This window comes from Embleya sp. NPDC059213 (assembly GCF_042754445.1).
In the GTDB taxonomy this organism is placed as follows: Bacteria; Actinomycetota; Actinomycetes; order Streptomycetales; family Streptomycetaceae; genus Embleya.
Genome location: NZ_JBHZAV010000108.1, coordinates 13,398 through 32,320 on the forward strand (window position 1 = coordinate 13,398; position 18,923 = coordinate 32,320).

Sequence of the window (18,923 nt, forward strand, 5' to 3'; positions counted from 1 at the left end):
TCGGGGCGAACGACGCGGTGCGGTTCGGGGCTCAGTCGGTGGTCCGGCCGGGGGCGGCCGCGCTCCACCCGGCCCGGGTCAGGGTGTACTCCACCTCTCCCTGCTCGGCGCCCTCGATCGGCTCGGCCCAGTCGCCGAACCAGGTGCGGACGAAGGTCAGCCCGGTCTTTTCCAGCACCCGTCGGGAGCGCGTGTTCACCGTCATCGTGTTGGCGGTCACCACCCGCACGCCGAGTTCGGCGAAGCCCTTGTCGACCAACGCCCGCGCGCCCTCGGTGGCGTAGCCCAGCCCCCACGCGGCGCGACACAGCCGGTAGCCCAGTTCGACCACGTCCGCGCCGTCCTCGGCGACCGGCCGCAGTTCGAACCAACCGACGAAGCGCCCGCCGGTCCGTTCCCGCGCGGCCCAGAAGCCGCGATTGCCCCAGGCCGGGTAGTCCCGCATGACCAGCGGCAGGACCCGATCGCGAACGGTCTCGAGCGCGGTCGGCCGGCCGCCGGTGAGGTAGCGCATCACTTCCGGATCGCGGCCCAGCTCGATCAGGTGCGGCAGGTCGGCCGCGGTGAACGGGCGCAGTTCCAGCCGCGGCGTCTCCAGGAAAATCGACATCCGGCCATCCTCACCGACCGTGCCCGGTCGAGCCGGCGAATTTCCCCCGGGCCCGCCCCGCCCGCACCCCGCCGTCCGGACGACCGGCCGGTCCTCGTAGCATGGCCGGCGATCGACCGCCGTAGCGCGCCCCGCCGGGTGCTTCGGTCCCGGTACGCGCCGCGGGGATCACCCCCATCGGTCGAGATGCGCCTCGTCGCCTCTCCCGACCGGGTGCCGCAGCGCGTTCGCCCGGGACCGGCACCGCGCCGGGACCGCGCCCACGCCCGTGACGGGCAGCACCCCCGGAAGGACCCGACACCCATGCCCGTCGCCGAGCGGCAACGCATCCATCCCCGAGCCCTCGTGCGCGGGATCTCCCTTCGCGGACTGCGCGGCGGCCGGGCGGTGGACTGGTGGGTCGGCGCCCTGTTCCTGGGCCTGGCGTTCTGGTTGTACAAGGATCTGTGGGCCGACCTGGACCGCGCCTACCTGGTCAACGGCGGCCAGGACCAGAACATGTGGGAGTGGTTCTTCGACGCCACCGCCGACGCGGTCCGCAACTTCCGCGACCCGCTGGTCTCGGATCTGCAGAACCATCCGCTGGGCGTGAACATGATGGCCAACACGGCCATGCTCGGCCTCGGCATCCCACTGACCCCGGTCACCCTGCTCTTCGGCCCCACCACCACCTGGGCCCTGGTGCTCACCGGTGGCCTGGCCGGCACCGCGTTCGCCTGGTACCGGTTGCTGGCCCGCCGACTGGTGCGCGCCAAGCCGGCCGCGGCGGTGGGCGGCGCGCTGTGCGGCTTCGCGCCGCCGATCGTCTCGCATGCCAACGCGCATCCGAACTTCGTGGTGTTGTTCATGATCCCGCCGATCATCGAGCTGCTGATCCGGCTGTGGCAGGGCGAGCGGCCGATCCGCAACGGCGTGTTGCTCGGACTGTCGATCGCCTTCCAGATCTTCATCGGCGAGGAGCCGCTGTTGTTCGCGGCGGTGGGCCTGGTGGTGTTCGGGATCGTGTACGCGCTCAACGCACCGGGCGCGGCGCGGGCGGCGGCCCGGCCGCTGGGCACCGGGCTGGTGATCGGCGCGGCGGTGTCGCTGGTGCTGGTCGCCTACCCGCTGTGGGTGCAGTTCTTCGGGCCGCAGCACTACTCCACGCTCGACCACGAGTCGGGCAACGACCTGGCCGCGTTCACCGCGTACGCGAGCGACTCGCTCGGCGGCGACCGGGCGGGCGCGGCGGTGCTGTCCGAGGGGACCACCGAGGAGAACGCGTTCTTCGGCTGGCCCCTGGTGATCCTCGCCGTGTTCCTGGTCGCCTGGCTGCGCCGGCTCGCCGTCGTGCGCGCCGCCGCGGTCACCGCGGCGGTGGCGGCGCTGCTGTCGCTGGGCCTGGACATCGTGGTCGACCACGACGACACCGGCCTGCCGGGCCCGTGGCGGGTGCTGAACGAACTGCCGCTGTTCGAGTCGATCCTGGAATCGCGCTTCGCGCTGGTCTGTGTGCCCGCCGTCGCAGTGCTGCTCGCGCTGGCCACCGACCGGGTCCTCGACTCGGCCCGGTCGGTGCGGGCCGTGCCCGAGGGGCACCCGGGACGCGGGGTCCCGGTCCGGCTGGTCTGGGCGGCGGCGCTGACCATGGCGCTGCTGCCGATCCTGCCCACGCCGCTGGACGTCCGGGACCGGCCGCCGGTGCCGAAGTTCTTCGCCGACGGCGGGTGGCGGCCCTACGTGGACGACGGATCCGTCGTGGTGGTGCCGCTGCCCAGCGTCGGCGACGCCGCCGCGCTGCACTGGCAGAGCGTGGCCGATCTGGGCTTTCCGCTCGCGGAGGGCTACTTCGTCGGCCCGTGGGGGCCCGATCGCATCGGCGTCTACGGGGCGGACTACAGCCCGACCTCGGCGCTGCTCGGCCGGGTCGCCGCGGAGGGCACGGTCCCGGAGATCACCGAGGACCGGCGCCGCGAGGCCCGGGCGGACCTGGCCCGCTGGCGGGCCGACGTGGTGGTGTTGCCCGCGCACCGGCACCGGGCCGAACTCGCGGACACGCTCACCGCGCTGCTGGGCCCGGGTCGGCAGGTGGCGGACGTACAGGTGTGGGACGTGCGAAACGTGGACGGGGCGGCGGCGCGGTAGGGGTCGCCCGAAGGCCCGGACCGCGGTCGCCCGCGGGACCGATGGCACGCGTGGGCGACCGGTGCCGCCGGGTGGTCAGCGGACCTCGGTGGCGGTCGCCGCCTCGGCCAGTTCGATCCTGAGCACCCGTTCGGCCGAGTCGCCGGCGAGCTCCGCGCCGGGACGCTCCAGCCGGTAGCTCAACGTCACGTCGCCGCCCGCGTGCGGCAGGATCTCGGCGGCCGGGACCTTGAACACGACCGGTCGACCGAGCGCGTGCGCGGTGATCGGCACGGCCACGGTGAAGGCCGCGGTGTCCGGGCCGTGCCAGGACAGGGTCAGCAGGTCGCCCACGGCCATGTCGGGATACGGGGCCACCCGGACGGTCGCCTCCAGCGGGACGTGCCGGGCATCGAGGACGTCCGCGACGGCGTGGTCGACGGTGGGCGGCGGCAGCGGATCGGGCATCCCGGACTCCTTCGCGGTACCTGCGCGGTCGCGCCGGCGATCGGCCACGGCCCTCGCACACACGGGATTTCGACGGCGGCCTCGGCCGGCCTCGGGTCGACCCGGCGACCGGCCGGACTCGGCGCGTACTCATGGTTGCCCCGAAACCCGCCGCCCATCCGTGCGTTCCCCCACGCCGCCCGTTCGGCGCACGCCGGCACGCGCGGGCGAGCCGCCCTTCGGCCGGCCACGCCCTAGGCTGGCGCAGATGGGTTCGGAACTGGTCTGGTATGCCGCGTACGGGTCCAACATGCACGCCTCCCGCCTGGACTGTTACCTGCGCGGCGGCCGGCCGCCCGGCGGTCTGCGCACCTATCCGGGCTGCCGGGACCCGTCCCCGCCGCGGGCCACGCGCCCGATGGTGCTGCCGGGCCGGATGTACTTCGCCTTCGAATCGATGAACTGGACCGGCGGACTCGCCCTGTACGACCCCCTGGACCCGGGCCGCACCCCCGCTCGGGCCTATCTGTTGACCCGGGCGCAGTTCGCCGACCTGGCCGCGCAGGAGATGTACCGCGCACCCGGAGTCGACCCGGACCTGAGCACACTGGCGACCATCGGCCGGGCCACGCTGGGTCCGGGTCGCTACGAGACGGTGGTCCGGGTGGGCAGCTCCGACGGGCACCCGATCCTGGCCCTGACCGCGCCGTGGCGCAGTGCCGACGCGCCGTGGAACGCACCGGCCGCCGCCTACCTGCGACACCTGCGGGCCGGACTCGCCGAGGCACACGGCTGGTCCGGGCGGCGCGCGGCGCGCTACCTGGCCAACTGCCCGGGTGCGGCCGGCACCTGGACCGCCGAGGCGATCGCCGCGCTGCCGGCGCTGCCGGGGCCGCCGACCGCGTAGCGTCGGCGGCCCACAGGGCGCGGGGTCGGGGTCGGCTCCGGTCAGCGGTAGTCCGGGTTCTCGAAGTCGTAGCGACACCCGGCGTCCCAGCCCGCGCGCTGGTTGCCGTAGGCCGGCATCCCGCCCGCGTCCTTGAGCATTCGGGCCAGGTGCATCAGGTTCCAGGTCATGAACGTGGTGTTGCGGTTGGTGAAGTCGTTCTCCGGGCCGCCCGAGCCGGGGTCCAGGTAGGACGCTCCCGGCCCGACCTCGCCGATCCAGCCGGCGTCCGCCTGCGGCGGGACGACGTAGCCCAGGTGCTGGAGGCTGTACAGCACGTTCATCGCACAGTGCTTGACGCCGTCCTCGTTGCCGGTGATCAGGCAACCGCCGACCCGCCCGTAGTACGCGTACTGCCCGGCGTCGTTGAGCAGGCTGGAGCACGCGTACAGCCGCTCCACCACCCGCTTGAGCACCGAGCTGTTGTCGCCCAGCCAGATCGGCCCGGCCAGCACCAGGATGTCCGCGGCCAGCACCCGCTCGTACAGCGCGGGCCACTCGTCGCCGGGCCAGCCCCGGTCGCTCATGTCCGGCCACACGCCGGTGGCGATCTCGTGGTCGACCGCGCGGATCTGATCGACCACGATGCCGTGTCGGGTCATGATGCCGCGGCTGAGGTCCACGAGTCCCTGGGTGTTGCTGACCTCGGGTGAGCGCTTGAGCGTGCAGTTGACGAACAGCGCCCGCAGGTCGTCGTAGCGGGCGGGCGGTGGTCCGTTGTCGGTCATCCGAGGCTCCCGGGGGTGTCCGTCGATGGGTACCGGGACAGCGTCTCCCGGCCGCGCCGCGATCGCCGGTACATCCGCCCCGAGTCGCCGCCGGCCGAGATCCCGATCCGGCATCTTCCGCCCGGATCTGCGCGCGCCGGTTGATCAAGCCGGCCCGGTGGTCTTGGATGGCCGGGTAACACAGGTGTATGACGCGTATCGCACTGGTGACTCGGGGGTTACACCATGACGACCGACTTCGACTCGATAATCAACCCGGGGATGCCCCGGCTGACCAGAAGTCCCTACGCCGCGACGAACACGCCCAACCCGCGCCCGGGTTGCGCGCCGCAGGCGCCGGACGTGCACGTCGAGCCCGGCACGCTCGACTCCGCCGCCGGCCGACTGCGGGAGATCGCGGGCGACTTCCGTACGACCGGCCTCAAGGGCGTCACCGCGCTGGAGCCGGTGTCCAAGGCACTGGCCGGCTTCGATCTGGCCAAGGCGCTGGACGGTGCCCACACCGCCTGGCACGACCGCACCATCGCGGTGGCCGACACGCTCGCCGGCCGGGCGGGCAATCTGAACAGCACGGCGAGCAACTGGCGCGCCACCGAGAAAACCGTCTGCACGACGTTCGGAGGCTGACCCGTGGTCGACTTCATCCATCTGCGCGATGTCGACCTGGGCACGCTGACCACCGCCGCCGAGGTCTGGGCGACGCTGCCCGACCGCATGCACACCCAGCACGGCGACGTGGACCGCGAGGTGATCTCCCCGCTCGCGGGCGGCGCCTGGAAGGGCTCCGAGGCGAACACCGGGATCGGTGAACTGCGCACCATGTCCGGCCAGATCGAGGACGCGCACACCGAGGCGGCGGCGCTGCGCACGGTGCTGCTGGACGCCGCGAGCGACCTCAAGACCGCGAAGGAACACCTGACCAAGGCGATCGCCGACGCGGTCGACCAGAAGCTGACCGTGGACGACAGCGGCGGCGTGCACTGGACGGCGCCGCCGTACGCCCGCAACCTGCCGCCGGACGACTACGACGCGGCGGTCAAACCGCTCAAGGAGGCGGCGCAGGGCATCTCGGACCGGATCGGCAAGGCGCTGACCGAGGCCACCGCCGCCGACCAGCGGGCCGCGTTCGCGTTGAACGCGGACACCCGGGGCGCGGACCCGAAGAAGTTCAACGGCAACGCGGTCGGCGCGGGTCCGGCCCAGGACGCCCGCCGGGCGACCGATCTGGCCAACCGGCTGATGATGCTCAGTCCAGCCGAGCGTGGCGAACTGCGCAACCTGCTTGCCGCCAATGCCGACGACCCGGCGTTCAGCACACCGTTCCTGAACCAGCAGGGCCCGCGCGGCACCCTGTGGTTGGCGGGCATGATCGCCAAGTTGGGCGCGGGCAGCGACGTGCCCAAGGATCAGCAGGAGGATCTCAAGGCCATCCAGGCCGATCTGGGCCGGGTGTTGGCCGCCGGGACCGGCAAGGGGCCCGGGCCGCACGTCGATCAGAATTGGATCGACGAGCTCAAGCGGGCCGGCCGGGAGAAGACCGACATCGGGCTGTATTCGTTTCAGCCCTACGGATACCAACTCCTGGGCACGCTGCTGGACACCGGTCATCAGGACACCGATTTCCTGCGCCAGATCGGGCAGGACATGCGTGCCATGGAGCGGGACGATCCTGCGGTATGGCTCAAGAACACCCCGTCGGGTGCGATGTACAACGGGTTCCGGCTCGACATCACCGACGGGCACGGCGCGGGGCTCGACCCGATGACCGGCCTGATGGCCGCGTTCGGCAACAACCCGGAGGCCGCGAAGGAGTTCTTCGATCCGGCCAAGCACCCGGGCGAGGTCGCCTACATGCTCAAGGACCGGCACTGGCTGATGGACTGGGACGGCGCCGGACCGATTCCCAAGGGCTACAACCCGCCCGGCTACGACGAGTTGGGGCGCGCGTTGGAGGCCGCGGCCACCGGCCAGGTGCCCACCGGCGGTTACGGTCTGCCCGGCGGCGCCCACCCCGTGCACGACGAGACGATGAAGCAGATCATGCGCGACACCGTCTCGGTGCTGGGCGGAGAGGACGGGAAACAGGGCAAGTTCCCGGCGATCATGCGCGACAGCGTGGGCAACATGGTCGCGTCGTACATGGGCGACGGGGTGTACGACCAACTCGTGGCCAAGGACGGCCAGAACGGGTCGATGTTCCACGACCAGGACCTGATGCGGGTGATCACCGCCGCCGGCACCGACCCCGAGGCGTTCGCGGTGATGCACGGCGCGACCGTCAACCATGCCGCCGACGTGCTGGCCCAGCACCCGGTGGTCAAGGTGCCGGGTGCGCTGCCGGCCATGGACGTCGAGGCCCGGCAGGCGTTCAACGCGCTGGGGACCATGGACGGGCTGCGCGACGAGTCGATCGTCGCGGCGCGCGAGGCGGGGGTCACCGAGGCGACCTGGAACCGCAAGTTCCAGTACCTCACGAGTGCGCAGATCCTCAGCTACATCCCGCACGTCGGCATCCCCGCCGGTCGGATGATGGACTGGTACACCGCGCACGCGCTGGCTGCGGACACCGCCGGGCTCGAACACGGTTCGGGGCTCAGTCGCACCGAGAACTACTGGAGCGGCTGGTCGAGTTCGAAGGCGATGGCGGAGGAGTACGCGCGGGCGAACAACGCCAGCCCGGAGGAGATCGCCGACCTCGCCGAGGACCGTCGGTCCAACGCGATGGACGTCGCGCCGCGCCGGCTCGGGCGCAAGTAGGCCGAACGGGCCCGTCCCGCGTGGGGTGCACCCGCGCGGGACGGGTACGGCGGCGACGGCGCCCGGTCGACCGGGCGCCGTCGGCTACCGAGCGCCCCCGCCGGCGAGCACCCGCCGCTCGGCAACGGCCGCACGACGCCCGCCGGTTCCGTCGACGCGCAGGTGTGGGCGGGTCCAGGGGCGGTCGTCGGCCAGGTGTGCGGCCTCGGCCGCGCGCCACAGCCGCCAGAACCAGGCCAGTTCGGGGCCGTCCCGATCGAGGGTGCGCGCGGCGGCGAGCGCGGCGGGTGTGTCGACCCGGATCCGCAGCGCCGTCACCGGGCCGAGTTCGCGCCGAGCCGCGCCGACCCCCTCCAGGATCAACACCGGCGCGGCCGGCACCTCGCTGTAGCCGCTGACCCGATAGGCGGCCCAGTCGTAGGTGTCGCAGCGGGCCGCCGCACCCCGGGCGAGCGGTTCGAGCAGTTGCGCGCGCAGGCGCGGCAGCCAGCCGAAGAAGTCCCCGGGTCGAGCGAAGTCGTCCAGCCGCACCACGGGCGCTCCACCGGATCGCGCGGCGATGGCGTCGGCCAGCGTGCTCTTGCCCGAACCGCCGATGCCGTCCACCGCGACCAGCCGGGTCCGACCCACCGACGGCGGCAGCACGACGGCACGCGCCGCGATGCGCGCGGCCGTCCCGTCCCGGTCCCGATCCGCCCCTGCGATGGACATCGGCGCAGCCTACCGCCCGATTCGCCCGGTTCCGGGAGTGGGGTGGGGCGCGGGGAGGTGCGGCTGCGCGGTGCCTCCCGACGCGGTGGCGTGCACGCGATCATGGAGTCATGACCAAGCGTGCGTCCTCCCGTCGTCCCGCCGCGGCGACGTTGGCCGGGGTCCTGGACCTGATCGAGCCCGGCATCCTCGACGTCGTGGTCGCGCCGCGCGGAACCGAGGTGCCGGTGAGCGGGGTCGCCCTGTACGACCTCGGCGACGAGCCCGCCGACGGCACGGCGCTCGCCGGGGCGATCCTGCTCGCGGTCGGCGTGGACCCGCACGGGCCCGGCGCGGTGGAGGCGGTGCGGGCGGCCCGGCGCGCGGGGGCGAGCGCGCTGGTGCTCCGACGCGGGGCGGCCGGCCCGGACCCCGCCGGGCCCGTGGACCCCGCCGTGCCCGCGGCCGCCGCAGCCGGCGGAATCGCCGTGCTCACCCGGCGGCCCGGACGCGGGTGGACCGACGTGCTGGGCCTGCTGCGCAACGCCTGCGCGCAGAGCAGCCCGTCCGAACTCGCCGCGGTCGACAGCCTGCGCCCGGGCGACCTGTCCGGCCTGGCCAACACGCTCGCCGATCTGGTCGGCGGGGCGATCACGATCGAGGATCCGCAGTCGCGGGTGCTGGCCTACTCCCGGATGGACCACGAGCCGGATCCGATGCGCCGGGCGACCATCCTGAACCAGGAGGTGCCGCGCTGGCGCGTCGCCGAACTGCGCGAGAGCGGCTTCTTCCGCACCCTGTGGGCCACCGACGACGTGGTCCGGCTGCCCGCCGACGACCGCTACGCGGAACGGCTGGCGATCGCGGTCCGGGACGGGGGCGAGGTGCTCGGGTCGATCTGGGCCGCGGCCGACGGGCACCCGCTCGCGCCGGACGCGGTGGCGGCGCTGCGTACCGCCGCCCGGGCGGCCCGGCCGCACCTGGTCCACCACGAGACCCGCGGTCGCGAGGAGGCGCGTCGTCGGGAGGAGGCGGTGCACACGTTGCTGACCGGGGGCGCGGGTGCGGAACGGGCGGCCCGGACGCTGGGGGTGCACCCGGATCGGCCGTACGCGGTGATCGTGGTCGAGGCGTACGAGCGCCACCCGACGCGGGCCGCGGGCGATGCGCCCACGCCCGCCGAGCAGCGGGTGCTCGACGTGCTCGCGTTGCAGGCGGCGGCGCTTCGTCCGGGGTGTGTGACCGCGCGGGCCGGTCGACGGTTGTTCGTGCTGACGCCGGCGGGCGAGGCGCCCGCCGACCCGGCGCGCGACCTGGTCGCCACGGCCCGGTCGGTGCCGGGCACGGTGGTCTTCGCCGGGGTCGGCCCGCTCGCCCATCGGCCGGCGGAGTTGCCCGGAGCGCGCGAGGAGGCCGAGATCGTGGTGCGGGTGCTGCGCGAGCGGGCGGCGGCGGCCGGGGTGTCCGTGTCGGCGTCGGCGCTGTCGGTCGACGTGGTGTCGGAGGCGGCCCTGGTGCGCCTGTTGGACCGGGTCGAGCCGCTGTGGCCGATGGCCGGACCGGTGCACGCGATGGTCGAACACGACCGGCTGCACGGATCGGAGTACTCCGCCTCGGTCGGCGCCTACCTGGCCGCCTTCGGCGACACCCCGGCCGCCGCGCGCGGGTTGAGCGTGCACCCGAACACTCTGCGCTACCGGCTGCGCCGGGCCCGGGAGCTCTTCGGGGTGGACCTGGACGACCCCACGGGCCGCCTGCTCGCCGACATCGGGCTGCGCCTGGCCCACCGTGCGCACGAATGAGGCTCGGGGCCCGACCGGCGCATTCCATGATCATTTTCTTGTCACGACACACGATCGATGCCTCCGCCTTTGGTCGCCCACGACGCTGACGCCCGCTCTCGCCCGGATCCAAGCTGTGCATGCGACTCGAACGGGTCGCGAACACTTGAGAACTTCGAGGTGTGGTGCACGTGACTTCCGCAGTGGCCCGACGGCGTCGATCGGCTCGACAGGCGGCCCTGGCCCGAGTCGTCGAGCAGGGCCTGCTGGGCCCCGGGCAGCCCCTGGTGGGCCTGCTGGACGTGGACGGCATCCGGGCCTCGGTCGCCGCGCTGACGGCGGCCTTCGGCGACACGCCCGTACTGCACACCTTCGCCGCCAAGGCTTGCGGCCTGGTCCCGGTCCTGCGCCTGCTCGCCGACGCGGGGATGGGCTGCGAGGTCGCCTCGCCGGGCGAACTGGAGCAGGCCCTGGCCGCCGGATTCACCCCGGAGCGGCTCGTCCTGGACAGTCCGGCCAAAACCGTCGAGGAGCTGCGCCACGCCCTCGCGCACGGCATCGCCGTCAACGTCGACAACTTCCAGGAACTGGCCCGCATCGACGCGATCGTGGCCGAGCGCCCGCCCGCCGGACCGATCGGGATCCGGGTCAATCCGCAGGTCGGCGCCGGCGCGATCGGCGCGATGAGCACCGCGACCAGCACCTCCAAGTTCGGCATCGCGCTGCGCGACCCGGGAGCCGTCGAAGCCGTGGTCGAGGCGTTCGCCCGCCGGCCGTGGCTGAACCGGCTGCACGCGCACGTCGGCTCCCAGGGCTGCCCGCTGTCGCTGATCGCCGCCGGCCTGCGCGCCACCCACGAACTGGCCGAGCACATCAACACCGTCCTGGGCCGCCGACAGATCACCGGCCTGGACATCGGCGGCGGCCTGCCGGTGAACTTCGCCGGCGACGAGGACGACCCGACCTTCACCGACTACGTCGCCGAACTGCGCGCGGCCGTGCCCGAACTCCTGGACGGCCGCTACCAACTGGTCACCGAGTTCGGCCGCTCCCTGCTCGCCAAGAACGGCACGATCGCCTCGCTGGTGGAATACACCAAGAGCGCCGGCGGCCGACGGATCGCGATCACCCACGCGGGCGCACAGGTGGCCACCCGTACGGTGTTCATGCCCCAGGCGTGGCCGCTGCGGGTGGGCGCCTTCGACGCGCACGGCCGGCCCAAGAACGCACCGCAGGAGATCCAGGACGTCGCCGGCCCGTGCTGCTTCGCCGGCGACCTGACCGCCGTCGGCCGCGCCCTGCCGCTGCTCGAACCGGGCGACGTCGTCGCGCTGTACGACACCGGCGCCTACTACTTCTCGTCCCACTTCGCCTACAACTCGCTGCCCCGACCGGCCGTGTACGGCTACCGCGTGGTGGACGACACGGTGCACCTGGCCACCGTCCGCGAGGCGCAGACCGTGCGCGAGGTGGTCCGGGAGAGCGGCGCGGCGCAGGTGCACGCCCTGGTGGACCTGTTGGCCACGAACTCCTCGGGGAACGAGTCCGAGCCCGACCGTCCCGACCCCGAGGAGGTGGCGGTATGACCCGCGTGCTGATCTCCGCCGACATGGAAGGCGCCACCGGCACGGTGCTGCCGGCCGACGTGACCGCCGGCAACCCGCGCTACGAACGTTTCCGGCGCCTGCTCACCGGCGACGTCAACGCGGCCGTGGCCGGCTTCCTGGACGGCGGTGCCGACGAGGTGATCGTCAACGACGCGCACTGCGGCATGGACAACGTGCTCTTGGAGGAACTCGACCCGCGCGCGCTGCTCATCGTCGGCCGCAACAAACCCCTCGGCATGCTCCAGGGGCTCGAACTCGGCGTGGACGCACTGGCGTTCGTCGGCTACCACACCGGCGCGGGCGAGGCCGGCGTGCTCGCCCACACCTACCTCTCGCACAGCGTGCTCGCCGTCCGCGTCGACGGGCGCCCGGTCGACGAGGGAAGCTTCAACGCGCTCGTCGCGGCCGAGGCCGGGGTCCCGGTGGTGCTGGTCACCGGTGACGACCCGACCTGCGCCCGGGCCGCCCGCTACGCCCCGGGCTGCCGCACGGTCACGGTCAAGACGGCCATCTCCCGCCACGCGGCGATCTGTCGCACCCCCGCGGCGACGGCGACCGACATCCGCCGCGAGGCCGCCGCCGCGTTGGCGGTCCCGCCGGCGCGGCCCACCGCGAAGCCGGCCGCCCCGCACGTGGTCGAGGTCGACCTGGACAGCCCCTACCTCGCCGAACGCGCGAGCGCGGCGGCCGGGGTCGACGTCGTCGGCCCGCGCACCGTCCGGCTGGACGCCCCCGACGCCCGCGAGGCGCTGCGCCGGTTCCGGGCCCTGACCTGGGTGATCGGCGCCGGCCGCGAGGGCGACTGGACCTGACCGGCCCCTCCCCCGGGCAATCGCCCGAACCGGCGCGCCGCCACACTCCGGGGCCGCCGTCTCCCCCTGCCTCCCCCGTTCCCCGCCATGCAGGAGTCTCCATGTCGCAACCCACACCCCCGACCGGGCAACCCCGACTCAGCCGTTCGCTCCGCAACCGACACATGGCCATGATCGCGATCGGCGGGGCGATCGGGGCCGGTCTGTTCGTCGGCAGCGGCAGCGTGATCAAGACCGCCGGCCCGGCCGCGATCGTGTCCTACTGTCTCGCCGGCGCACTGGTGTTGTGCACGATGCGGATGCTCGGCGAGATGGTCGTCGCCAGGCCGTCCTCGGGCTCGTTCTCGGACTACGCGCGCACCGCCATCGGGCCCTGGGCGGGCTTCACGATCGGCTGGCTGTACTGGTACTACTACGTGGTCATCGTGGCCGTCGAGGCGGTCGCGGGCGCCGCGATCCTGCACGCCTGGCTCGACCTGCCGCTGTGGGTGCTGGCGATGGCCCTGATGGCGGTGATGACCGCGACGAACCTGCTGTCGGTGAAGTCCTTCGGCGAGTTCGAGTTCTGGTTCTCCTCGGTCAAGGTCGCCGCGATCATCGCCTTCCTCGTCGTCGGCGGTCTGCACGTGTTCGGCGCGTGGCCGGGGAGTTCGTTCGACTTCGCCAACCTCACCTCGCACGGCGGTTTCGCGCCGAACGGCTTCACCTCGATTTTCTCCGCCATCGTCGTGGTCATCTTCGCCTTCGGCGGCGCCGAGATCGTCACGATCGCCGCCGCCGAGAGCAAGGAGCCCGAGCGTTCGGTGGCGCGGGCCACGACCGGCATCATCTGGCGGATCATCCTGTTCTACGTCGGCTCGATCTTCCTCGTCGTCACGATCGTCCCGTGGGACGGCGCCGAGGTGCTGGCCAGCCCGTACGTCGCCGCGTGGGACATCATCGGCCTGCCCGGCGCGGGCACCGTGATGGACGTGGTGATCCTCACCGCGGTGCTCAGCGTGCTCAACTCGTCGGTGTACGTGTCCTCGCGCATGCTCTTCGCGTTGGCCTCGCACGGCGACGCCCCCAAGTGGTCGGTCAAGACCAGCAGGCGCAACGTCCCGGTGCGGGCGATCCTGGCCGGTACGGTCGTCGGCTGGGTCTCGGTATTGCTCGCCTACCTGTCGCCGGACACCGTGTTCACCTATCTGGTCAACTCCTCCGGCGCGATCGCCATCTTCATGTACATCATGATCGGCGCCTCGCAACTGCGGATGCGGCGCCGGTTGGAGCGTGAGGCTCCGGAGCGACTGACCCTGAAGATGTGGCTGTTCCCCTATCTCACCTGGATCGTGATGGCGGGCTTCGTCGCCGTGCTCGTGGCGATGGCGGTCATCGACGACCAGCGCACCCAACTGTTCACCAGCCTGGGCAGCCTCGCGGTCGTGCTCGTCGCGTACGCGATACGCCGGACCCACGGGCCGCGCCCCGGCGGATCGGGTGACTCCCGAGGCGCGCGAGCCGTCCCGGAAGCCGTCTCCACCCCGTAGCCCGCGGCCCACTCTCCTCGCCGACGCCCTGGACACATCCATGCCCGGGACTTGTACATTTGTACTTGTACATCTGTACCACTCGGAGGGGAGAGGGCCGTGGCCTGGTTGTTCCTGGGGTTGGCGATCTCGTGTGAGGTGATCGCGACCAGCCTGCTCAAGAGCACGGACGGGTTCACCAGGTTGTGGCCGACCGTGACGTGTCTGGCCGGATACGCGGGGGCGTTCTACCTGTTGACGCTGTCGTTGCGGCAGTTGCAGGTGGGCACCGCGTACGCGATCTGGTCCGGGCTCGGGACCGTGGCGATCGCGCTGGTCGGGGCGGTGTTCCTGAACGAGCCGGTGACGCTGCTCAAGGCGTTCGGGATGGCGCTGGTGATCGCGGGCGTGGTGGTGCTGAACCTGGGCGGTGCGCATTGACCACGACCCGCGATCCCGAGGGGCGCCGGCTGCGGATCGTGCGCGGCGCGTGCGAGGTGATCGCCGAGGTGGGGGTGGGCAACACCACGCATCGGCTGGTCGCGGCCCGGGCCGGCGTGCCGCTGGGGGCGACCACGTACTACTTCGCGTCGCTCGACGACCTGGTCGCGGCGGCCCTCGCGCACGCGTCGAGCGAGACGGTGGCGCTGTTGGCGCAGTGGGTGCGCCGAACCCGCGATGCCGAGGACCTGCCGGAGGTGCTCACCGCCCTCACCGCCGAATACCTCGCGGACCGCCCGCGCGCGCTGGTGGAATACGAGTTGTACCTGGCGGCGGCCCGCAGCCCACAACTGCGCGGGTTCGCCGTGGCGTGGGTCGAGGGGGTCGGCGACTTCCTGTCCGCCCGGGTCGGCGCGCAGGCGGCCGCGGCGGCGCTGGCGGTGTTGGACGGCACCATGTTGCAGGTGCTCACGCTGGGCACTGATCTGGACGAGGCACAACTGCGCTGGTCGTTGGCACGGGTCCTGGCCGCGCCCCCGTCGTAGTCGGCCGGCCGGCCCGGTGCGGTAGGGTCGGCGACAGCGAAGGGGAGTAGCCCCGCAAACCGGTCGTCGACATGCTGGAGTCCTCGGACTCCCGGTGGCCGGGCCCGTGCTCCAGGCGGGCGGGCGAGACCTTCGGCCAGGTACCGACGCATCCGCGTTCCACGCGGCTGCACCCGTCGTGCCGGGCCGAGTGGTCCTCCGGTCGCCGAGCGGCGCCTTCGTGAAGACCCGGAGGCCCGGCTCTCGCAGAAAGCCACCCGGATGCACCTCGACCCTCTGGCGATCCTGACCGCCTTCGGGCTGATCTTCCTCGCCGAGCTCCCGGACAAGACGATGTTCGCGTCGCTTGCCATGGGCACCCGCATGCGACCGCTCTACGTCTGGTTCGGCACCTCGACCGCGTTCGTCGTGCACGTCGCGATCGCCGTCGGCGCGGGCGGTCTGCTCGGCCTGCTGCCCGGCTGGATCGTCAAGCTCGTCTCCGCCGCACTGTTCGGCTTCGGCGCCTTCATGTTGTTGCGCGGCGGGGCGGGGGACGACGACGAGGACACCGCGGGCAAGACCGTGACCGGGTTCTGGCCGGTCTTCTCCACCGCGTTCATGGCCGTGTTCATCAGCGAATGGGGCGACCTCACCCAGATCACCACCGCCAACCTGGCGGCCACCAACGGCACCTGGTCCACCGCGATCGGCTCGGCCGCGGCGCTGATGTCGGTCTCCGCGCTGGCGCTGCTCGCGGGACGGTTCATCGCCAAGCGGGTCCCGTTGCAGACGGTGCAGCGGATCGGCGGCGTGTGCATGCTCGGACTGGCGATCTGGTCCCTGGTGGAGGCGTTCACGGGCTGAGCGGCGCGACGCGGCATGCGCGTCCGGCCCCGATGCGCCCGGCCTGCGCCCGGTCAGCCGGACGACGGCGTGGGCGGCAAGGGCATCAGGGACGCGCGGACGATCGGGTCCGGGACCGCTTCCGGGCCGAAGACCGCGATCCGGGTCGGCACGTCCTCGGCGGAGTCCGCTTGCACGGTCGGCGGCATCCGACGCAGCGTGCTGATCCGGGCCCGGCCCGCCACGGTCTGCGCGGCGAGCGGCCGGGTGAACAGTCGCGGTACCAGGGCGATCAGCGCCAGGACCGACACCGTGGCGCAGCCCGGCGAACCGGTCATCCCTTCGGCGACGCCGAAGCCGATGCCGAGGAACAGGACGACACACAGGCTGCAGGTGCCACGCGGGTCGACGTCCCGCTCACTCGGCAGCAGGCCGTCCTGTTCCAACCGGGTCCGCGCCGGTCGCCATCCGGCGGTCGGCCCGAACCGGGCGACCGCGTCCACGATCGGCCCGATCAGGGCGGTTCGGGCCGCGCCCACCGCGTCGAAGACGGTGCGCTCGACCGGGTCGTCCGGCTCGGGTGCGAGCAGGCCGATCCGACGATCCGCACCGATCACCGCCCGCCGACGGTGGTGCATCGCCACGAGCGCGACCCGGGCGAACCGGGTCGAACCGCCGGCGACCAGCGCGATCTCCCGGAAGTCGAGAACGCGCTCGGCGGTGGCCGGCGCCGCGCGCCTGCGCAACCGGTACGCCCGCCCGAACCGGAGCAGCCAGGCAACCACGAACCAGCCGAGGCAGGCCGCGGACACGAGCAGGTACCACCGGGCCTGGCCCGCCGGGAGGGACCAGTGGGTCGGGTCCCGGCCGGCCTGCCCGTTCGTCGACCCCCGCGCCGTTCCCGCGGCGATGCCCTCGCGCACTGCGCGATCATGCCCACACCCCCGGTATTCGCGATCGGCGGCGCGGCGCCGCGCCCGTGCGCACCACGGTGCCGCCTCGTCGCCGGCGCGTCCGGTGGAACCCCCTCGCACCTTGCTTCGCGAACCGGCCGAAATGTGATGTAGGCCGCATGGATAAAACGGACATAAATTACTTAGCCGACTTCGGGTGGTAATTCATTTTCCGCACCCCGGCATGAATCTCGATTATTTTCCGTGACCGAATGATCACGCCACTCTCCGAGATATCCCCTCGTCATGAGTGGTGCATCGACCGGTGGGCCGGCCGAGATGTCGCACTTATTCCGCCTTTACACCGGAGGCAAACTCGGCGTTTCGGTTGTGATCCGGCATCCGTATTGCCTACCTTTCTCGCCGATTCACCTTTCGGGTGAACCCTGTCGCCGGTACGCCGAATCCCGTCGCCGGCAGCGGGAGGTCTACATCGAAGAATCCGACGGGAGCGGGGGAACCAGGTGAATCGCCGTGGCCGGGATCGTTCCGGTGACGGCTAGGGGTGAAGTCGCGTGCTGCGCGACCGGGCTGCTCCAGTCCGAATCCGACAGCTCACCTCGTAGGCGACAGGAGAGGACCCCATTTCATGCTGTCCGCAAACGCTCGTCATCGCGCCGCTCGACCCACCAACGTCCGCCGCTTCGTAGCGGCGGTGGGCATCGCCGGCATGGGTGTCGTGATCCCGGTCGCCACTGCCGGTACGGCCCACGCGCAGGCCCCCTCCACCTCCGAGCAGGCCCCCTCCGGCGCCTCCGCCGTGCTGTCGGCGGTCCCGACCGCCGCGGTCGAGGCCGCCCCGGTCCAGGCCGCACCCGCCGCGCCGGAGACCGCCGCGCCCGCCGACAAGGCCGGCTACGTGGTCAAGGCCGGCGACACGCTGTTCGGGCTCGCCCAGACCAACCAGGTCACCGGCGGCTGGCAGAGCCTGTACGAGATCAACCGCGATGTGCTCCTGTCCGGCCCGGACCTGATCCGGATCGGCCAGACCCTCCGGCTGACCGGCTCGGCCCCCGTGCTCTCCAAGGCCGCCGCGCCGGCCCAGCCGAGCATCAAGGTGCAGCCGAAGACCGGCGTCACGCCCGGCAAGACCACCCCCAAGCCGGCGAGCAAGCCGTCCGCCGACGTGTCGGTCAAGCCCGCCGCCAAGACCCCCGCCAAGCCCGCCACCGGCGGCTCGAAGGGCAACCAGGCGCCGAGTGGCGGCTCGTCCACCGCGTCGAGCAGCAAGGCCGCCCAGGCCGTGGCCTTCGCCAAGGCGCAGATCGGCAAGCCGTACGTGTACGGCGCCACCGGCCCGAACGCCTACGACTGCTCGGGTCTGGTCCAGGCCGCGTACAAGTCGGCCGGCATCTCGCTGCCGCGCGTGACCAACGACCAGTTCGCCGCCGACCCGCACGTGTCGATCGCCAACCTGCAGCCCGGCGACCTGGTGTTCTTCTACTCGGGCATCAGCCACGTCGGCATCTACATCGGCGACGGCAAGATGGTGCACGCCGCGAACTCGCGCAAGCCGGTCGAGATCTCCTCGATCAACACCATGCCGATCGCGGGCGCCACGCGTCCTTCTTGATCGACCCGCCGAGGCCGACGCCTCGCCGTCACGCCCCGGCAACACACCGGCGCCGTGCCCCTCGACCACCACCGAGGCGCACGGCGCCACACGTGTCCCACCCCAGACACCTGAACCACACCCGAACCGGCCCCACAAGCCCGATCCGCCCCTCCGACCCGAACAAAACCCATCGACCCGACCACCGTCCAACCCCAAGCCCACCGCCCGAGCCAAGCGCTCCAGCCCACCCGGCCTTCGACGCCAAGCCCTCCGCCCAAGCCGGCCCCATCAGCCCGGCCGGCGCCCGAGGCGAAACCCTCCACCCGAGCCAACCCCTTCAGCCCGGCCGGCGTTTGAGGCCAAGCCCTCCGCCCAAGCCAAGCGCTCCAGCCCACCCGGCCTTCGACGCCAAGCCTTCCGCCCAAGCCGGCCCCATCAGCCCGGCCGGCGTTTGAGGCCAAGCTCTTCAGCCCGGCAGGCGTTTGACGCCAAGCCGTCCAGCCCGGCCGGCGCGTTGAGGCCGGCCCCATCAGCCCGGCCGGCGTTTGAGGCCACTTTTCAAGCCCGGCCGGCGTTTGAGGCCAAGTCGGCGGATCCCGGAGACCGCAGCAACAC

The 18,923-nt window shown here is 72.5% G+C and carries 17 protein-coding genes and 1 riboswitch; of the genes, 12 read left to right on the forward strand and 5 right to left on the reverse strand.

Translation table 11 applies throughout. From position 1 onward, the window contains the following. Positions 1-31 precede the first annotated feature (31 nt). The gene (locus ACFXMF_RS31450) at positions 32-610 is read right to left on the reverse strand and encodes a GNAT family N-acetyltransferase (protein WP_379990400.1); all 579 of its coding nucleotides are present in this window, start codon (positions 608-610) and stop codon (positions 32-34) included. Positions 611-913: 303 nt separating this feature from the next. Between ACFXMF_RS31450 and ACFXMF_RS31455 the strand changes: the two genes are divergently transcribed. After that, positions 914-2,734 (forward strand): glycosyl transferase, encoded by a 1,821-nt coding sequence (locus tag ACFXMF_RS31455; protein WP_379990401.1) that lies wholly within the window; start codon positions 914-916, stop codon positions 2,732-2,734. Positions 2,735-2,809: 75 nt separating this feature from the next. Here ACFXMF_RS31455 and ACFXMF_RS31460 read toward each other — a convergent pair whose 3' ends face one another. Continuing rightward, positions 2,810-3,181: a hypothetical protein gene (locus ACFXMF_RS31460; protein ID WP_379990402.1), complete on the reverse strand. Its 372-nt coding sequence runs from the start codon at positions 3,179-3,181 to the stop codon at positions 2,810-2,812. 247 nt (positions 3,182-3,428) lie between these two features. Here ACFXMF_RS31460 and ACFXMF_RS31465 point away from each other — a divergent pair, with 247 nt between their 5' ends. After that, positions 3,429-4,067 carry a histone deacetylase gene (locus tag ACFXMF_RS31465; RefSeq protein ID WP_379990403.1) on the forward strand — a complete coding sequence of 213 codons (639 nt, stop codon included), beginning with the start codon at positions 3,429-3,431 and terminating at the stop codon, positions 4,065-4,067. A gap of 41 nt (positions 4,068-4,108) precedes the next feature. Here ACFXMF_RS31465 and ACFXMF_RS31470 read toward each other — a convergent pair whose 3' ends face one another. Next, positions 4,109-4,834, reverse strand: coding sequence for a flavodoxin family protein (locus ACFXMF_RS31470; RefSeq protein ID WP_360311053.1), 726 nt, complete (start codon positions 4,832-4,834; stop codon positions 4,109-4,111). A gap of 225 nt (positions 4,835-5,059) precedes the next feature. Between ACFXMF_RS31470 and ACFXMF_RS31475 the strand changes: the two genes are divergently transcribed. Together ACFXMF_RS31475 and ACFXMF_RS31480 are read left to right on the forward strand one after the other, a co-directional pair. After that, a complete protein-coding gene (locus ACFXMF_RS31475) occupies positions 5,060-5,461 on the forward strand; it encodes a hypothetical protein (protein ID WP_360311051.1) in 402 nt (133 codons plus the stop codon). 3 nt (positions 5,462-5,464) lie between these two features. Next, complete coding sequence (locus ACFXMF_RS31480) at positions 5,465-7,591, forward strand: DUF6571 family protein (RefSeq protein WP_379990405.1); 2,127 nt, start codon at positions 5,465-5,467, stop codon at positions 7,589-7,591. Positions 7,592-7,675: 84 nt separating this feature from the next. On the opposite strand, the gene ACFXMF_RS31485 is transcribed toward ACFXMF_RS31480, so the two are convergent. After that, positions 7,676-8,302, reverse strand: a complete 627-nt coding sequence (locus ACFXMF_RS31485; protein ID WP_360311047.1) for a hypothetical protein — start codon at positions 8,300-8,302, stop codon at positions 7,676-7,678. A 110-nt stretch (positions 8,303-8,412) separates the two neighbouring features. On the opposite strand from ACFXMF_RS31485, the gene ACFXMF_RS31490 reads away from it, so the two are divergent. From ACFXMF_RS31490 to ACFXMF_RS31520, 7 genes are all read left to right on the forward strand, one after another. Further along, complete coding sequence (locus tag ACFXMF_RS31490; protein WP_379992557.1) at positions 8,413-10,083, forward strand: PucR family transcriptional regulator; 1,671 nt, start codon at positions 8,413-8,415, stop codon at positions 10,081-10,083. Positions 10,084-10,253: 170 nt separating this feature from the next. Then, complete coding sequence (locus ACFXMF_RS31495; protein WP_360311043.1) at positions 10,254-11,648, forward strand: diaminopimelate decarboxylase; 1,395 nt, start codon at positions 10,254-10,256, stop codon at positions 11,646-11,648. Next, positions 11,645-12,481, forward strand: a complete 837-nt coding sequence (locus tag ACFXMF_RS31500) for a M55 family metallopeptidase (protein ID WP_360311041.1) — start codon at positions 11,645-11,647, stop codon at positions 12,479-12,481. The genes ACFXMF_RS31495 and ACFXMF_RS31500 overlap by 4 nt, the downstream gene beginning before the upstream one ends. 101 nt (positions 12,482-12,582) lie before the next feature. Continuing rightward, complete coding sequence (locus ACFXMF_RS31505) at positions 12,583-14,010, forward strand: amino acid permease (protein WP_360311039.1); 1,428 nt, start codon at positions 12,583-12,585, stop codon at positions 14,008-14,010. 99 nt (positions 14,011-14,109) lie between these two features. Continuing rightward, positions 14,110-14,430, forward strand: a complete 321-nt coding sequence (locus tag ACFXMF_RS31510; protein ID WP_360311037.1) for a multidrug efflux SMR transporter — start codon at positions 14,110-14,112, stop codon at positions 14,428-14,430. Then, positions 14,427-14,975, forward strand: a complete 549-nt coding sequence (locus ACFXMF_RS31515) for a TetR family transcriptional regulator (protein WP_360311035.1) — start codon at positions 14,427-14,429, stop codon at positions 14,973-14,975. The genes ACFXMF_RS31510 and ACFXMF_RS31515 overlap by 4 nt, the downstream gene beginning before the upstream one ends. A gap of 261 nt (positions 14,976-15,236) precedes the next feature. After that, positions 15,237-15,821: a TMEM165/GDT1 family protein gene (locus ACFXMF_RS31520; RefSeq protein WP_379992411.1), complete on the forward strand. Its 585-nt coding sequence runs from the start codon at positions 15,237-15,239 to the stop codon at positions 15,819-15,821. Positions 15,822-15,874: 53 nt separating this feature from the next. Here ACFXMF_RS31520 and ACFXMF_RS31525 read toward each other — a convergent pair whose 3' ends face one another. After that, positions 15,875-16,723, reverse strand: coding sequence for a TIGR04222 domain-containing membrane protein (locus ACFXMF_RS31525; RefSeq protein ID WP_379992410.1), 849 nt, complete (start codon positions 16,721-16,723; stop codon positions 15,875-15,877). 418 nt (positions 16,724-17,141) lie between these two features. Beyond that, positions 17,142-17,336: riboswitch (cyclic di-AMP (ydaO/yuaA leader) on the forward strand. A gap of 6 nt (positions 17,337-17,342) precedes the next feature. Here ACFXMF_RS31525 and ACFXMF_RS31530 point away from each other — a divergent pair. Further along, on the forward strand, positions 17,343-18,326 hold the full coding sequence (locus ACFXMF_RS31530; RefSeq protein ID WP_360311027.1) for an NlpC/P60 family protein: 984 nt from the start codon (positions 17,343-17,345) through the stop codon (positions 18,324-18,326). The last annotated feature ends 597 nt before the right edge of the window (positions 18,327-18,923 follow it).

Excerpts from the sequence above, each read along its gene's own strand:
- ACFXMF_RS31485 (WP_360311047.1), bottom strand. The coding sequence starts at position 8,302 with ATGTCCATCGCAGGGGCGGATCGGGACCGGGACGGGACGGCCGCGCGC.
- ACFXMF_RS31465 (WP_379990403.1), top strand. The coding sequence starts at position 3,429 with ATGGGTTCGGAACTGGTCTGGTATGCCGCGTACGGGTCCAACATGCAC.
- ACFXMF_RS31475 (WP_360311051.1), top strand. The coding sequence starts at position 5,060 with ATGACGACCGACTTCGACTCGATAATCAACCCGGGGATGCCCCGGCTG.
- ACFXMF_RS31450 (WP_379990400.1), bottom strand. The coding sequence starts at position 610 with ATGTCGATTTTCCTGGAGACGCCGCGGCTGGAACTGCGCCCGTTCACC.
- ACFXMF_RS31520 (WP_379992411.1), top strand. The coding sequence starts at position 15,237 with ATGCACCTCGACCCTCTGGCGATCCTGACCGCCTTCGGGCTGATCTTC.
- ACFXMF_RS31500 (WP_360311041.1), top strand. The coding sequence starts at position 11,645 with ATGACCCGCGTGCTGATCTCCGCCGACATGGAAGGCGCCACCGGCACG.
- ACFXMF_RS31470 (WP_360311053.1), bottom strand. The coding sequence starts at position 4,834 with ATGACCGACAACGGACCACCGCCCGCCCGCTACGACGACCTGCGGGCG.
- ACFXMF_RS31460 (WP_379990402.1), bottom strand. The coding sequence starts at position 3,181 with ATGCCCGATCCGCTGCCGCCGCCCACCGTCGACCACGCCGTCGCGGAC.
- ACFXMF_RS31530 (WP_360311027.1), top strand. The coding sequence starts at position 17,343 with ATGCTGTCCGCAAACGCTCGTCATCGCGCCGCTCGACCCACCAACGTC.
- ACFXMF_RS31490 (WP_379992557.1), top strand. The coding sequence starts at position 8,413 with ATGACCAAGCGTGCGTCCTCCCGTCGTCCCGCCGCGGCGACGTTGGCC.
- ACFXMF_RS31505 (WP_360311039.1), top strand. The coding sequence starts at position 12,583 with ATGTCGCAACCCACACCCCCGACCGGGCAACCCCGACTCAGCCGTTCG.
- ACFXMF_RS31455 (WP_379990401.1), top strand. The coding sequence starts at position 914 with ATGCCCGTCGCCGAGCGGCAACGCATCCATCCCCGAGCCCTCGTGCGC.